A 14,172-nucleotide genomic window follows, 5' to 3' on the forward strand; every position below is an offset into this window, starting at 1 on the left:
GGGCCCGAGGGAGGTTTAAGCGCTCAAACCGATGTGGCTACATCGCTGTGATTTTCCTGGATCTTGAATGCAGTACAGTTCTCAGCTCCGTCCCCGCAGCGATACATACGCTCTCAGTGAGGGCGTGAAGTGGTGGACGGTGCTAAGCACGACGGTTAACCCCTTCGATGCGGGCCGGTTGTCGCTCTGCTCCATGACGGACTCTGGGGCGCAGATCTATCAATCGTTCCATTTTCGCCTTGACTGCTTTTTCGATGGCGTTGATCCGATAGCGAGTTCCGGCTGCTATTGCTTTGTTCACGCCACCGAGACGGTCGATCTTGTCTATCGCGGAATCAAATAGATCTGCTTCATTGTTCAGGAACTCAGCCAATAGTGATAGGCCAGATTCGATCCGATCAAGCTCGTGCGAGCTGAGTTTGCCGGAGCGTGCATCGTTCACTTCTTGAAACAAGCGGCGAAATGCGACCAGCTTTTCAAGGTGTGTGGTCACACCTGTCACCAAATCCGCGACTCCTATTGTTGCAACCAAAGCGAGTTCCGTTCTCCCACTCGAAGTTCTCGGATCATATTTTCGAAAGGCTTTGCCGATCTCGGTGTTGAGACTAAATGGCGATACCGTCTCGAGAATATCGTCCGAGTCAATATCACTGGCCGTGGGTAAAAGGGGGTACCCGAAGGCATTATTTCTGCCGATTTTATTGATTGCATTCCCGGTTGCATCAGCCGCCAAGGCGGCTGTTGCGATGGCGAGGAATGGAGCCACAGGGCCGATTATCGGTGCAGTGGTTGCTGTTGTCGCACCGCCGACCGTGCTCGCGATGACTCCAGACGCCATGACGTTGACTGTTGTCAGTACAGTTCTTTTAGCCGCGGAGATGTAAATGTCCTGCGTTCGATTGAGGTGATTGAACTGATAAATCGTTTTATCCAGTCTTTGCCCGACTTCTTCCAATATTTCTTCGTACCTTTTGATCGAGTTTCGCAGTTCCGCAGGTATTAGCTCCTGCCCGTCTTCATCTAGATAGTTCAGCGGATTATTGCGGACAAACGCATATCGATTCGGCCCGTCCACGTCGCCGGCCGGGTCGGCACTGATCCATCGCCCCAGCCAGTCGGCGTAGTAGCGGGCGCCGTAGTAATACAACCGGGTGACATCCATTTCCTTGCCTGAATAACGGATGAACCGGTAATCCACTTCGATCAGCGTGCGCGCCGCCATCCAGGCGGTGGCGCCGAACGGCAAGTAGCCTTCCTGGCTGATCATCTGCGCCTGTTGATCCAGCTCCACTGCAACTGATCCCAGGTGATCGCCCAATGTGTAGCGCAGTTGATCGTTGGCAATGCCCGACGGAATGCCGGTGACCCAGTGCAGGCAGACCACGTTGCCGATTCCGGTGCCGACATTGATCAGGTGCAGCTCTTCACCGTTGTCTTTTGTGCGGATCTCCAGGTCTTGCAAGTCACGCACCTCGTGGAAGTGACTGACTTTTGTCGTGTGGGTGTCGTGGCGTTTATAGAGCCGCGTGCCCTGGCTGTAGCGGTAATACTCTTCGTCGTTGGCGCTGCTGCCGTTGCGATCGACGAGGGTCACCTTCTCCAGTTCGCCGCGCTTGTTCCAGTGCATTGGCATACCCGGTTGCAGGACCTGAAGATTGCCGGCGGGGTCGAACAGTCGGGGGAAATCCGGTGGCGGGTCGCCGGGCTTCCAACGAGCGCCACGGTTGCTGTTGCTGTCTATGGACATCTCGAAGGTATGGCTGGCGCCGTCACGCACGTGGATGGTTTTGACGAGGTTGTTGCCGTGATCGTAATCGTAATGTTCGATGTAATTGCGCCGGGCGGCGGGGTCGGTCGGCAGAGGTCGGCCAGGTTTGTCCGAGGGCGAGGAGTCGGCGTAGCCAGTGGCGCGGATCAGCCGGGATAACGAGTCATAACTGAATTCACGATGCCCATCGACCCGCTGGTTGCGAAAGAACGTCGGAGTGTAGACATGATCGAGAATGCTCGTGATGTTGCCCATCCGGTCGTGTTCATACTCGAAATCCTGAAGCGTCGATTCCGACCCCTTCTGTGTGTACTGCCGGCGCAGACGCCCGTCGGTGGCTCGATAGTGCCAGCGGCTGGTGACGTCGTTGCCGGCGTGTTGTTCGATGATCTGTCCGGCGGCGTTGTACCGCGCCTCCTGCAACACCGTTTGCCAGTTGCTCTGCCCGTTGAGTTGCAAGTGCACCCGACTGAGTTGACCGGCCACGTCGTAAGTCGACTGTTGCTTGTGTCCGCCGGCATCGATCGTCTCCAGCACCGTGCCCAGCGGGCTGAACCCGCGGCGGCTGACAAAGGCCTTGGCATCGTGAAAGGTGCGGGTTTCGTGCATCCCGTTGCCCATCAGACCGATGCTGTGAAAGTCGACGATGCCGGATGGGTCGCTCTGTTCGATCAGCTGACCGCGCAGGTTGTGCCCTGGGTCGGCGGTGGCGGTGGCGTAGGTAAACGTTTCGACGTCGGGTATGTCGTTTTCCGCAACGCTCAAGGGGCGCAACTGATCATCGTAAGTCGTGAGTCGATGGTTGCCATTCGAATCCCAGGAATGCCGGGATTCCCCGGCCTGTCCCGGCAGAGTGACATGGGTGCCGGAGTCGACGTTGACTGTCTTCAGTGCCTGACCGTTCAACGCGAAAACGGTGACGTTGTTCGGTGTGGGCAGACGCGGATCGCGTTGCGCCACGGGACGGCCGGCGACGTCATGTTGCTGACGGGTGATGAGTGCCTGCACGTCCTCGCCCGCCACCTGGCGCAGGTATTCCACCTGCCGGATTCCGAGGGCACGCGGATCATGAACCTGCAAGGCGGGCGTTTGCCAGTGCACACTGGCGCTCATGATTTAACCTTTGTCGACGGCTTCTTCTTCGCCGGCCTGACGGGTTTCTTCAGAGGCACACTTGCAGGTTTCGCCGGTGGACTATCGTCGGTGTCATTGAAGTCGTAGCTGAGCTTGAACCATGAATGCAGGATGTCGAACGCCAGATGACCGAGCGCATTGATGATCTGGATCGGCCGTCCCAGAGCGTCATAGAACATCCGGTCGTGGTAGCCGTGCTCGCGCATCGCGCTGTCATTGATGCAGCGATGGGTGTTGAGGAAGTAGGGGCGATAGACCCGGATGGTTTCGCCCTTGTGGTTGTATTCCACACGACTCTGGACCCGCCAGCGTCTGACGGCGGGCATTTCGATCGGCTTGCCATCGGCGCCGGTCGCGAGATCGTCCTCGGTCGTGGCCACAAAGGCATCGCCCGGCGGAACGAGCTGTTTGCTTTGCAGCGGGCGACCGAAGCCGTCGACGTAGCTAATGGTCATCTGAATCTGTTGCCGCGGGTCTGTGTGGTAACGGTCGGCAACCAGACTGAGGCTGTGCACCGGTTGCCGCAGAGCGGTGTGGATCATCCTGAGCAAGGTCTGTTCGCTGGCGGTGCGCTTGTTTCGCTGGTTCAGCCAGCGCAGCGCCGAGGCACGGATGCGGCCGTCGGGCAGGATCAGGCCGTTGGCGATCCATTGCTTTCTTTTGAGCCGCGATGTTTTGAGCGGGAGCAATGGCATCCAGCTGAACAACTCGGTGCGTACCGCGCCGGCGGCCGACGCCAGCACGGTTTTCGGGTTGGCGAGGGCAAATTCGACACTCAGATCAGGCTGTGGCGGATATGCGGCCAGGGGTTCGAAACCTGCGCGCACACCGTCTTCGGTGCCATGAAAACTGTGGACGAGGGGTTGTCCGCCTGCTTCGTACAACACTTCCTGAATGTTTTCGTTGGGATCCGTGACCTGCTGTGGCAGCAGGGTGTGCCAGTCGGGAGTCACGGTCGTGACGCAGCCATCCGGCAAGGTGATGGCGATGGTCAGCAGATGGTTTAAGTCCCAGGTGATGTGCGTCACGCCATGGCTGGCGGTCTGCTGCACATCGGTGACATGGTAAAAACCGCTGGCATCGGTGTAGGTGAAAAAGCCGCTCTGCGCCGACCACAGGTTTTTCAGCAGGTCCTGTGCCGGGTCTTCCGGGAAGAACAGCGACATCGGCGCGTAGCCAATTTTTACCAGCTCGTCCCGAATGACAATCGGGGCATCGTCGTAGGCCGACAATGCCTTTTGGTCGAACACGGCCTGCTCGGTCGGTCCTTGTCGAGGCGGGTAGAGGATTTTGCCGGCGGCCTCCAGATACGTGTGTTGCGAGAGCGAGGTCAGTTCGCGCGCGGCTGCCCATTCGGCGCTGTCTTTATACCGGTCAAAGTTTTCAAAACTGATGTCCGCCGCTCGCAACCCGCCCGGCAGCGCTCCCTTGGGCAGCATCAGCGCATTGCCGCGCTGGCGCCAAGGCAAGCCGAGCAACCAATGGCCGTCAGTGATCAGGTGAATAAACTCGGCAAGGGCTTCTGTCAGATAAAAGCGCTGCTGTTGCTCATCGTGGCTGTCCAGCCAGGCGCGCTGTTGATCCTCTCGATCGAAGGGCGGTTCGTCAGACTCGGTTTGGCGGCGAGCACAGGCGACGGAGAAACCGTGAGTCGGATGACCGAACTCGTCCCACGCCAGATTCACCCCATGCTGACTGTTCGGGTCGTCCATGAAACGCTCGTACTGATGGCTGCGGGTTTCCAGTTCCAGCACCAGCAGGCTGGAAGGACTCTCGTCGATGACACGCACCAGGTAGCGAAATTCGCTCAGAGAGAACAGGCGCGCCGGGGTGGGGTCGTCGGCCTGACAGACTTCGGTGCGAAGCGGACGGCCGGCAAGGGCGTAGGCAATTTCGGGGTTGTCGTCGGCCTTGCGGATTCGCTCTTGACGGTGTTCGGCATCGAAGTGCGAAACAAGGGTGCGCCCCAGTGGAGTGATCTCCGCGTCGAGTTCGCAGATACCTTTCAAGTCGATATCGATGCTTTTACCGGTATGAAACCAGTGTGTCGCGCGCATCGGCGACGTGTGGCCGCTTTCGGCCTTTCCCGGTTCCAGTTCACTGTCGATCTGACAGATCCGGCCGAAGCCGCGAAACTCGCGTTCGATACCGTCGTAGTAACCCTCGAAATACTCATGGAACTGCATCAGGCAATTGCCGGTGATTTCATCATCCTGGCGCAACCCATGAAGCACCATCTGAGAAAAGGGCAGACGGCAGACCGGACGCCTGCGGGCCATCAGTTCAAGACGTTTTTCATCCAGCCAGAATTGAGCACTGCTGCGATATTCCAGTGTCGCGTTGTAACCCATGTTGTTATTGCAGCCATCAAGCAGGTACGGCCGTTTGTTGACGAAGTGATACACCCAGTGCCGCGGTTTCATGTGCGGTACGGTGAGCAGCATGCTGGCGCAGCCAGTGCCCTGCAGGTCGGCGAAAGTCACCTGGCAGAGGTTGTCGTAGCGAATGCCGGAGGGCCATGCAACGCGTACCGGCGTTGCTGCCAGAGCATTCCCGCCCCGGTTGAGCCAGATTTCGAAGTAATCCGAAAACAGATAAATGAAGGCCGGGGCGCCCGAGCCGTCCAGATCGGCGATGCGTACCCGGTCGGCATCGAACTCGCCGTAGGCGAACGGCAAGTCGCTCAGCTTGAAACCCTCTGCAAATCGACCATGACCGAGGCTGATCCAGCACCTGATTTCATCGTGGCGGATCCGGCACAGTTCCATGCTGCTGGCGCCCATATCACCGAAAAACACCAGCTCGCTACGGGCATCGCCAAACAGTGGCAGCCGGTCGGGGTCATGGGGTACGTCCTGCCCGGGAGTAAAACCCTTTTCCCTGAGGTTGGCGTACACCCGAACGCTCTTCGGGCCGATCAGGGCCAGGGAGTCCAGTCCGTCGCCGCTCAGGCCACCCCTCTGCGCCAGCTGGTTGAAAAACTCCACGGGAAACTGGCTGAACGGCTTGAACAACGACCAGGTGCCATCCGGATCGAGCGTGTAGTAACCGCTGCCACTCGGCTGCGCGACGATCCAGTCCAGGCGTCCGTCACCGGTGAGATCAGTCAGGATCTGCACCACTGGTTTGCTGGTGTCGGCATTCGGGATCAGCGGCAACAAGGTCCAGGGGCCGTAGACGATTTCGTCTGTGCCGTGCTCCCCGCGCAGTGGCTCGCGGTAATACCAGGCGCCGTCGTACTGGCAAAGAAACCCGAGTACGCCCTCGCCATAAAGGTCGACGCAATGATAAGGCTGGCCGTCGTTGAGACCGGGCATGTGATCAAGCGGCAAAAAGGCCTGGGGCTGGGTGTTGAGCACAAACGCTTGATAGAAGTACTCAAGCGGCGGTGAGTGCTTGATGCGGCCGGCAGCGTCATAACTCATATAGTGCGCCGCTTTCATGTGGCTGTAGCGTTGCGCGGTTTCGCTGTACTCCAGCAAGAGGCGATTGACCAGTACTTGCGCGGATCCGACGTTGTTGTACAGCAGGAATTGTTCGCAAAGACGTCGGGTTCCTACCTCGAAACCGTAGCGATGCATGCGAAACGGGTCGGGTCGCACCGTCCAGGCGTTTTCGTTGGCCGCCGCATAGGGTGGAACATCGTCATATCCGGCGACGCGTTCACCGTAATCAACGATCAGCCTGAACAGCCAGTCCAGCCGTTCGGGTTGTGCATGATCAAGGCAATACAGGTCGGCACTGGCGGTCTTGTTGCAGTAACAGATCTGCCGCACGTAGCGCTGGGCTTGATAGTTAAATCGGTTGTCAGCGACTTTGTCGTCGGACTTGTATTCGTAAAAGATGTTTTCGCCCGTTGCGCTCCTGCTTTCCACCAGTAGCCACACGGCGATGTGGCTCGGGTTTGCCGGGTCGTAGATACGTGCGTCCGGGGTGTTGCCATAGCAATGTTGCGAGCCGTCGGCGCGGGAAACCAGCCAGAAGGGTTTGCCGTCGACAGGTGTCCAGAGTTCGTAACGATCGAACGAACGTTCAAGGCGAGGAATGTAACGCACCACGGAAAACGTTCTGGCCTGCCGGCCTTTGCCCCGTTTACGCCGAGTTGTCTTGATTTTGCCGCGAGTGGTCAGTTCGGGGCGCAGGTCAGTGCCGTCAGCCTGCATGACATCGGCAACTTCGTACTTCGGTACGCCTTTGCTGGTCTTGCAGGAAATGGCAGGCAATGGCAGATCCCAGCCGAGGCCACATTTGCCGTTGCCTGCGTTGCTGTCATAGACCAGTTGCAACTCGGGAATCAGCGTGCGGCCGGGGGCGGACAGTGTTGGTAGCGGCAACGTATAAGAGCGCTGCCCGGTCGCACCGATCTCCCCCCAACTGCGCCCATTCGTTGCAATGGACGCTGTCTTGGCAATCGAGGGAGGAGTGACGAGCGCATCTGCATCAAGGGCCATGGCAACGCAACCTGTGAACGTCGAGTTTCCACGCTAACAGAGGGTGTTGGCCGCGGCACCTGTCAGATCTGACAGGTGCCGACTGACGGCAGACGAAAAAAAACCGGGCGGTCATCGCTGACCGCCCGGTTTTTCACCAGCAGGTAAAGCGCTTACTGCACTTCCACTGCCAGACTTTCGCTGATCTTCTGTTGCCAGATCGCAGGACCGGTGATGTGTACCGATTCACCTTTGCTGTCCACCGCGACGGTGACCGGCATGTCCTTGACCTCGAACTCGTAGATCGCTTCCATGCCCAGCTCGGCGAACGCCAGGACCTTGGACTTCTTGATCGCTTGCGCCACCAGGTAAGCGGCACCGCCGACGGCCATCAGGTACACAGCCTTGTTGTCCTTGATCGCTTCGATCGCAGTCGGGCCGCGCTCGGATTTGCCGATCATGCCCAACAGGCCGGTCTGCTCAAGGATCTGACGGGTGAACTTGTCCATCCGCGTGGCGGTGGTCGGGCCAGCCGGGCCAACCACTTCGTCACCGACCGGATCAACCGGGCCGACGTAGTAGATGAAGCGACCTTTGAGGTCTACCGGCAGGGTTTCGCCCTTGTTCAGCATCTCGACCATGCGCTTGTGCGCGGCGTCGCGACCGGTGAGCATCTTGCCGTTGAGCAGGACGGTTTCGCCCGGCTTCCAGCTCTGCACGTCTTCCGGGGTCAGGGTGTCGAGGTTGACGCGACGGGCCGACGGGCCGGCTTCCCAGACGATTTCCGGGTAGGCGTCCAGCGGTGGCGCTTCCAGCGAGGCCGGGCCGGAACCGTCGAGCACGAAGTGTGCGTGACGGGTGGCGGCGCAGTTCGGGATCATGCACACCGGCAAGGATGCGGCGTGGGTCGGGTAATCCATGATCTTCACGTCGAGCACGGTGGTCAGGCCACCGAGGCCCTGGGCGCCGATGCCCAGCTGGTTGACCTTCTCGAACAGCTCCAGACGCATTTCTTCGATGCGGTTCTGCGGGCCACGGGCCTTGAGCTCGTGAATGTCGATGGATTCCATCAACACTTCCTTGGCCATCACAGCGGCTTTCTCGGCGGTGCCGCCGATGCCGATGCCCAGCATACCCGGTGGGCACCAGCCGGCGCCCATGGTCGGAACGGTCTTCAGCACCCAGTCGACGATCGAGTCGGACGGGTTGAGCATGGCCATTTTCGACTTGTTCTCGGAACCGCCGCCCTTGGCCGCCACGTCCACTTCCACGGTGTTGCCTGGGACGATGGAGTAGTGGATGACCGCCGGGGTGTTGTCCTTGGTGTTTTTACGCGCACCGGCCGGGTCGGCCAGGATGGAGGCACGCAGGACGTTTTCCGGCAGGTTGTAAGCCTGGCGCACGCCTTGGTTGATCATGTCGTCCAGGCTCATGGTCGCGCCATCCCAACGCACGTCCATGCCCACACGCACGAACACGGTCACGATGCCGGTGTCCTGGCAGATCGGCCGGTGGCCGGTGGCGCACATGCGCGAGTTGATCAGGATCTGCGCCATCGAGTCACGGGCCGCTGGCGATTCTTCGCGCAGGTAGGCTTCGTGCATCGCCTGGATGAAGTCCACGGGGTGGTAGTAGGAAATGAACTGCAGGGCGTCGGCAACGCTCTGAATCAGGTCGTCTTGCTTGATCACGGTCATGAGTCGCGCTCCTCTAAAAGACGGGAACATTCAATAAGGTGCCTGCGGCTTGGGTGCATCGGTCGGTCGCAGACACCTTTCAAGGCACGCCGGGGCTGCTGGCGCGACGCTAAAAAGGCGCGGCAGTATACCGCGCCTCCTTGGTGGTGACACGCGCCGGTAGTCATTCGTTGGTCGCATGGTTGGGGGAAGATTTGGCGATCGGTTTTCACTTTCAGACCGTTGCCCTCACCCCAGCCCTCTCCCGGGGGGAGAGGGAGCCGATTTGTGGCGTGTTTGAAACCTGCGTTGGGCTCGCTGTTTCGGGGCGGCGAAGGCCGACAAAAAATCACGCGCGGCCGACGCTTTCAGTGGGCGCTCCGGGAAGTCGGGAGGGGCGGGCTCAAGGGCTTTTTTGACGCCAATTATCCGGCCCGAAAATCAATGGTCATTTATCGACTACGCCACTAAAGTGGCAGCCGGTCTGTAGAGTAGGACACTCGGTCAGCCTCTTATCGCACGGTGAGTCAACGATTGACCCATAACGCCATTCAACGTCTTTTGCTCAAACGCTTCGCCCTCGCTGCAGCCACCTATGGATTGGCCTTGCTGCTGCTGTGGCTGGCGTATTTCACCGGACACTACGAAGATTCGCTGGCAGGCGTCGCTGTTGGCAGCGCCCTGGTGGTCATCAGCCAGGCGACCCTGTTCGCGGTGTTTTTCTCAGGCGCCAACCTGCGGTTCTCCGACCCGAGCCTGACCGAAGCGCAAGTACTGCTCGGCCTCGGCTGGCAGACGTGGCTGATCGCGCATCTTGAAGAGGCGCGGGGCGAGTTCCTGGTCTTCTATGTGCTGATTCTGCTGTTCGGCTTGTTCCATCTGTCGCGGCGGGCCTTTGTGCGCTGCGCGATGCTGGTGTTCTTCAGCTTCTGCGCCATCACGCTGTGGGACGGTTACCACTTCCGCTTGCACGATCCGGCGCTCTCCGCGTTGCAGGCGTGCATTCTGTTGATCGTGCTGGCATGGCTGGTGATCTACGCGCGCTTCGTCCAGACCTCACGGCAACGCATGCGCCAGCGCCGGTTTGCCTTGCAGGCGCATCAGGACACGTTACGCGGGATGATGCGCCAGCTCGAAGACCTGGTGGCCACCGACGAATTGACCGGGCTGTTCAACCGTCGGCATTTCCTGCGTCTGGCCACCCGCGAATTGAATGCGATGGAGGCCGACGTGGTGCATGGTCTGGCACTGATCGACCTCGACCATTTCAAACGCATCAATGATATACACGGTCATGCGGCTGGCGATCAGGTGCTGCAAGCCTTCGCCGGCGTGGCCGGCGCCTGTCTGCGTGACGGTGATGTGCTGGCCCGTTATGGTGGTGAGGAATTCGTGGTGCTGCTGCCCGATTGCAACGCGGAACGACTGACCGCTTGCTGCGAACGGCTGCGCATCGCCTTCACCGACGTTGAACTGGTGGGCCTGAATGTGAAAAACCTCAGCCTGTCTGCCGGCATGACCCTGCTGGAACTGGGCGATGATCTGGACGACGCCTTGCAGCGTGCCGATCAGGCGCTGTACCGGGCCAAACGCGACGGGCGCAACCGTTGCGCAGCGGCGTGGGAGAACGTCGATGCCTGAACTGCGGGTCGGTGAGCGACAGTGGTCGGTGGCGGCGGGCAGCAACCTGCTTGATGCCCTCAATCAGAACGGCGTGGCGGTGCCTTACAGTTGCCGCGCCGGCAGTTGCCATGCGTGTCTGGTGCAATGCGTGCAGGGTTTGCCCGCCGATAGTCGCCCCGATGCCCTGAGCGCTGAACAGCGTGATCAGGGCTGGCGATTGGCCTGTCAGTGTCAGGTCATCGAAGACTTGCAGGTGCATACCTTCGATCCCGTCACCGACGGTCGCCCGGCCACGGTCGAAGCGCTGGACTGGCTTAGCGACAGCGTGTTGCGTTTGCGCCTGACACCCCAGCGGCCGTTGCGCTACCGCGCCGGCCAGCATCTGGTGCTGTGGGCAGGCCACATTGCGCGGCCGTATTCGCTGGCGAGCCTGCCGGAAGAAGACCGTTTTCTTGAATTCCACCTCGATTGCCGCGAGCCCGGCGAATTCAGCGATGCTGCGCGACGCTTGCAGATCGGCGACCCGATCCGCCTCGGCGAACTGCGCGGCGGTGCGCTGCATTACGACCCGGACTGGCACGACCGGCCGCTGTGGCTACTCGCCGCCGGCACCGGGCTCGGCCCGTTGTTCGGTGTGTTGCGCGAAGCACTGCGCCAGGATCATCGGGGCGCCATTCGCGTCATTCATCTGGCCCATGATGCCGACGGGCATTACCTGGCCAAACCCCTTGAAGCACTGGCCGCGCAACGGGAAAACCTCAGCGTCGAATTATGGACGGCGGCCGAGTTGCCGGGCGCTTTGGCGCAACTGCGCCTTGTCTCCCGACAAACCCTGGCTTTAGTCTGCGGCTCGACTGCCAGCGTCGACGCGTTTGCCAAGCGTCTGTTCCTGGCCGGACTGCCGCGCAATCAACTGCTGGCCGATGTCTTCCTGAGCCGTGGTTGAGCGCTGATTTTTCAGACGCGAGACCTGCCATGCCCGAAGCCATCCTGCTGCACCGCGAACGCGGTTTGCTGACCCTGCGCCTCAACCGCCCCGACAAGAAAAACGCCCTGACTCGTGCCATGTACAGCCAGTTGGCCGAGGCGCTAAAACAGGCCGATCACGACCCCGAGATCAACGCGGTGCTGATCACCGGCAGTGCCGAGTGCTTCACCGCAGGCAACGACATCGCCGACTTCATCCAGCAACCGCCGAGCGACCTCGACAGCCCGGTGTTTCACTTCATGCTCGAACTCCTCGAATGCCGCAAACCGGTGATCGCCGCCGTGGCCGGGGCGGCGGTGGGGATTGGCACGACGCTGTTGCTGCATTGCGATCTGGTGTACGTGGCGCGGGATGCGCGGTTGCGCATGCCGTTCGTCAATCTCGGGTTGTGCCCGGAATTTGGTTCCAGCCTGATCCTGCCGCGTTTGCTCGGGCAGGCCAAAGCGTCGGAACTGTTGCTGCTCGGTGAAGGATTTACCGGTGAGCAAGCGGCGCAATGGGGGATTGCGACTGAGGCGTTGGGCAGTGGCGAAGCCGCGTTGGCCAAGGCGCGGGAGATGGCGTTGCGGTTTGACGAGTTGCCGGCCGAGGCGGTGCGTATCAGCAAGCAGTTGATGCGGGCGCCGGATCGCGAGTTGATTCGCAAGGTGATCGAGGAGGAGGGCGCGCTGTTTACCCAGCGGTTGCGCTCGCCGGAGGCGTTGGCGGCGTTGACCGGGTTCATTCGCAAGCACTAAAGCCCCTCACCCCAGCCCTCTCCCGGAGGGAGAGGGGGCCGACCGAGGAGTTTTGGCGTTCTACATCGACCTGAAAGACCGAGTTGAACTCAGGATCTGCAAGCGCTGTAATCAGAATCTGAATTGAGCCGAACGCCTGTTTTGAAAAGCCCCCGATCGGCTCCCTTTCCCCCTCGCCCCCCTTGGGGGGAGAGGGTTGGGGTGAGGGGGGGAAGGATCTCAAGCCGGGCACAAAATTCAGATCCAACACACCAAAACCAAAAAGCCCCGCCATTCACATGGCGGGGCTTTTCGTTTTCAGCAACCGGTCACTTAGACCTGCGGGTCGCCCACGTGCAGGATCTTCATGCCGTTGGTGCCGCCGGTGGTGTGGTAGCTGTCGCCCTTGGTCAGGATGACCCAGTCGCCTTTTTGCACAACGCCGCGCTTGACCAGCTCGTCGATGGCTTTCTGGCTGACTTCGTTCGGTGCCAGCGAGGCCGGGTCGAACGGAACGGTGTACACGCCACGGAACATCGCTGCGCGGGCCTGGGCTTCGCGGTGCGGGGTGAAGCAGTAGATCGGCACCGACGAACGGATACGCGACATGATCAGCGGGGTGTAGCCGCTTTCGGTCAGCGCGATGATCGCTTTCACACCCGGGAAGTGGTTGGCGGTGTACATGGTCGCCAGCGCGATGCTTTCGTCGCAGCGCTCGAATTCCTTGCCGATACGGTGGCTGGAGGTCTTGCTGGTCGGGTGCTTTTCAGCGCCGACGCAGATACGCGCCATGGCTTGTACGGCTTCCAGCGGATAAGCGCCGGCAGCCGATTCGGCCGACAGCATCACGGCGTCGGTGTAGTCGAGCACGGCGTTGGCCACGTCGGACACTTCGGCGCGGGTCGGCATCGGGTTCTGGATCATCGACTCCATCATCTGGGTCGCCACGATCACAGCCTTGTTGTGGCGGCGTGCGTGCAGAATGATTTTCTTCTGGATGCCGACCAGCTCGGCGTCGCCGATTTCCACACCCAGGTCACCACGGGCAACCATCACCGCGTCGGAAGCCTTGATCAGACCGTCGAGGGTTTCGTCGTCGGCCACGGCTTCGGCGCGTTCGATCTTCGCCACCAGCCAAGCGGTGCCGCCGGCTTCGTCGCGCAGTTGACGGGCGTAGTTCATGTCGGCGGCGTCACGCGGGAAGGACACGGCGAGGTAGTCGACTTCCATTTCAGCGGCGAGCTTGATGTCGGCCTTGTCTTTTTCAGTCAGGGCCGGAGCGGTCAGGCCGCCACCGCGACGGTTGATGCCTTTGTGGTCGGACAGCGGGCCACCGATGGTCACGGTGCAATGCAGTGCGTCGTCGGTTTGGGTGTCAACGCGCATCACTACGCGGCCGTCGTCGAGCAGCAGCTCGTCGCCCACGCCGCAGTCCTTGACCAGGTCCGGGTAGTCGATGCCGACCACCTGTTGGTTGCCTTCGGTCAGCGGATGGCTGGTGGAGAAGGTGAACTTGTCACCGATCTTCAGCTCGATGCGCTTGTTGGCGAATTTGGCGATACGGATTTTCGGGCCTTGCAGGTCACCCAGCAGGGCGACGAAGCGGCCATGCTTGGCGGCCAGGTCACGCACCAGCTTCGCGCGAGCCTTGTGCTCGTCGGGGGTGCCGTGGGAGAAGTTCAGACGGGCGACGTCCAGGCCAGCCAGAATCAGCTGTTCGAGAACTTCCGGCGAGTTACTGGCCGGGCCAAGGGTAGCGACGATTTTGGTACGACGGACGGACATGCAAAGACTCCTCAGGTTCAAGCGCTCGCAGAGGCTACTACGCTCTTTGGGT

The 14,172-nt window shown here is 60.5% G+C and carries 7 protein-coding genes; 3 read left to right on the forward strand and 4 right to left on the reverse strand.

Annotated elements, in window-relative coordinates; all coding sequences use genetic code 11:
* Positions 1-142 precede the first annotated feature (142 nt).
* The 3 genes from JJN09_RS13950 to JJN09_RS13960 form a co-directional block, all read right to left on the reverse strand.
* Positions 143-2,881: an RHS repeat-associated core domain-containing protein gene (locus JJN09_RS13950; protein ID WP_249490629.1), complete on the reverse strand. Its 2,739-nt coding sequence runs from the start codon at positions 2,879-2,881 to the stop codon at positions 143-145.
* A complete protein-coding gene (locus JJN09_RS13955) occupies positions 2,878-7,353 on the reverse strand; it encodes a SpvB/TcaC N-terminal domain-containing protein (protein WP_249490630.1) in 4,476 nt (1,491 codons plus the stop codon). Before JJN09_RS13955 ends, JJN09_RS13950 begins: the two co-directional genes overlap by 4 nt.
* A gap of 152 nt (positions 7,354-7,505) precedes the next feature.
* Positions 7,506-9,029 (reverse strand): fumarate hydratase, encoded by a 1,524-nt coding sequence (locus JJN09_RS13960; protein ID WP_249490631.1) that lies wholly within the window; start codon positions 9,027-9,029, stop codon positions 7,506-7,508.
* 513 nt (positions 9,030-9,542) lie between these two features.
* On the opposite strand from JJN09_RS13960, the gene JJN09_RS13965 reads away from it, so the two are divergent.
* The 3 genes from JJN09_RS13965 to JJN09_RS13975 are packed head-to-tail and all read left to right on the forward strand — an operon-like array spanning position 9,543 to position 12,356.
* On the forward strand, positions 9,543-10,649 hold the full coding sequence (locus tag JJN09_RS13965) for a diguanylate cyclase (RefSeq protein ID WP_249490632.1): 1,107 nt from the start codon (positions 9,543-9,545) through the stop codon (positions 10,647-10,649).
* The gene (locus JJN09_RS13970) at positions 10,642-11,577 is read left to right on the forward strand and encodes an iron-sulfur-binding ferredoxin reductase (protein WP_249490633.1); all 936 of its coding nucleotides are present in this window, start codon (positions 10,642-10,644) and stop codon (positions 11,575-11,577) included. The genes JJN09_RS13965 and JJN09_RS13970 overlap by 8 nt, the downstream gene beginning before the upstream one ends.
* A gap of 29 nt (positions 11,578-11,606) precedes the next feature.
* Positions 11,607-12,356, forward strand: coding sequence for an enoyl-CoA hydratase-related protein (locus JJN09_RS13975; RefSeq protein ID WP_249490634.1), 750 nt, complete (start codon positions 11,607-11,609; stop codon positions 12,354-12,356).
* Between the two features lie 312 nt (positions 12,357-12,668).
* On the opposite strand, the gene pyk is transcribed toward JJN09_RS13975, so the two are convergent.
* Positions 12,669-14,120 (reverse strand): pyruvate kinase, encoded by a 1,452-nt coding sequence (gene pyk, locus JJN09_RS13980; protein ID WP_249490635.1) that lies wholly within the window; start codon positions 14,118-14,120, stop codon positions 12,669-12,671.
* Between the last annotated feature and the right edge of the window lie 52 nt (positions 14,121-14,172).

This window comes from Pseudomonas sp. HS6, assembly GCF_023375815.1.
In the GTDB taxonomy this organism is placed as follows: Bacteria; Pseudomonadota; Gammaproteobacteria; order Pseudomonadales; family Pseudomonadaceae; genus Aquipseudomonas.

Excerpts from the sequence above, each read along its gene's own strand:
- JJN09_RS13950 (WP_249490629.1), bottom strand. The coding sequence starts at position 2,881 with ATGAGCGCCAGTGTGCACTGGCAAACGCCCGCCTTGCAGGTTCATGAT.
- JJN09_RS13955 (WP_249490630.1), bottom strand. The coding sequence starts at position 7,353 with ATGGCCCTTGATGCAGATGCGCTCGTCACTCCTCCCTCGATTGCCAAG.
- JJN09_RS13960 (WP_249490631.1), bottom strand. The coding sequence starts at position 9,029 with ATGACCGTGATCAAGCAAGACGACCTGATTCAGAGCGTTGCCGACGCC.
- JJN09_RS13970 (WP_249490633.1), top strand. The coding sequence starts at position 10,642 with ATGCCTGAACTGCGGGTCGGTGAGCGACAGTGGTCGGTGGCGGCGGGC.
- JJN09_RS13975 (WP_249490634.1), top strand. The coding sequence starts at position 11,607 with ATGCCCGAAGCCATCCTGCTGCACCGCGAACGCGGTTTGCTGACCCTG.
- pyk (WP_249490635.1), bottom strand. The coding sequence starts at position 14,120 with ATGTCCGTCCGTCGTACCAAAATCGTCGCTACCCTTGGCCCGGCCAGT.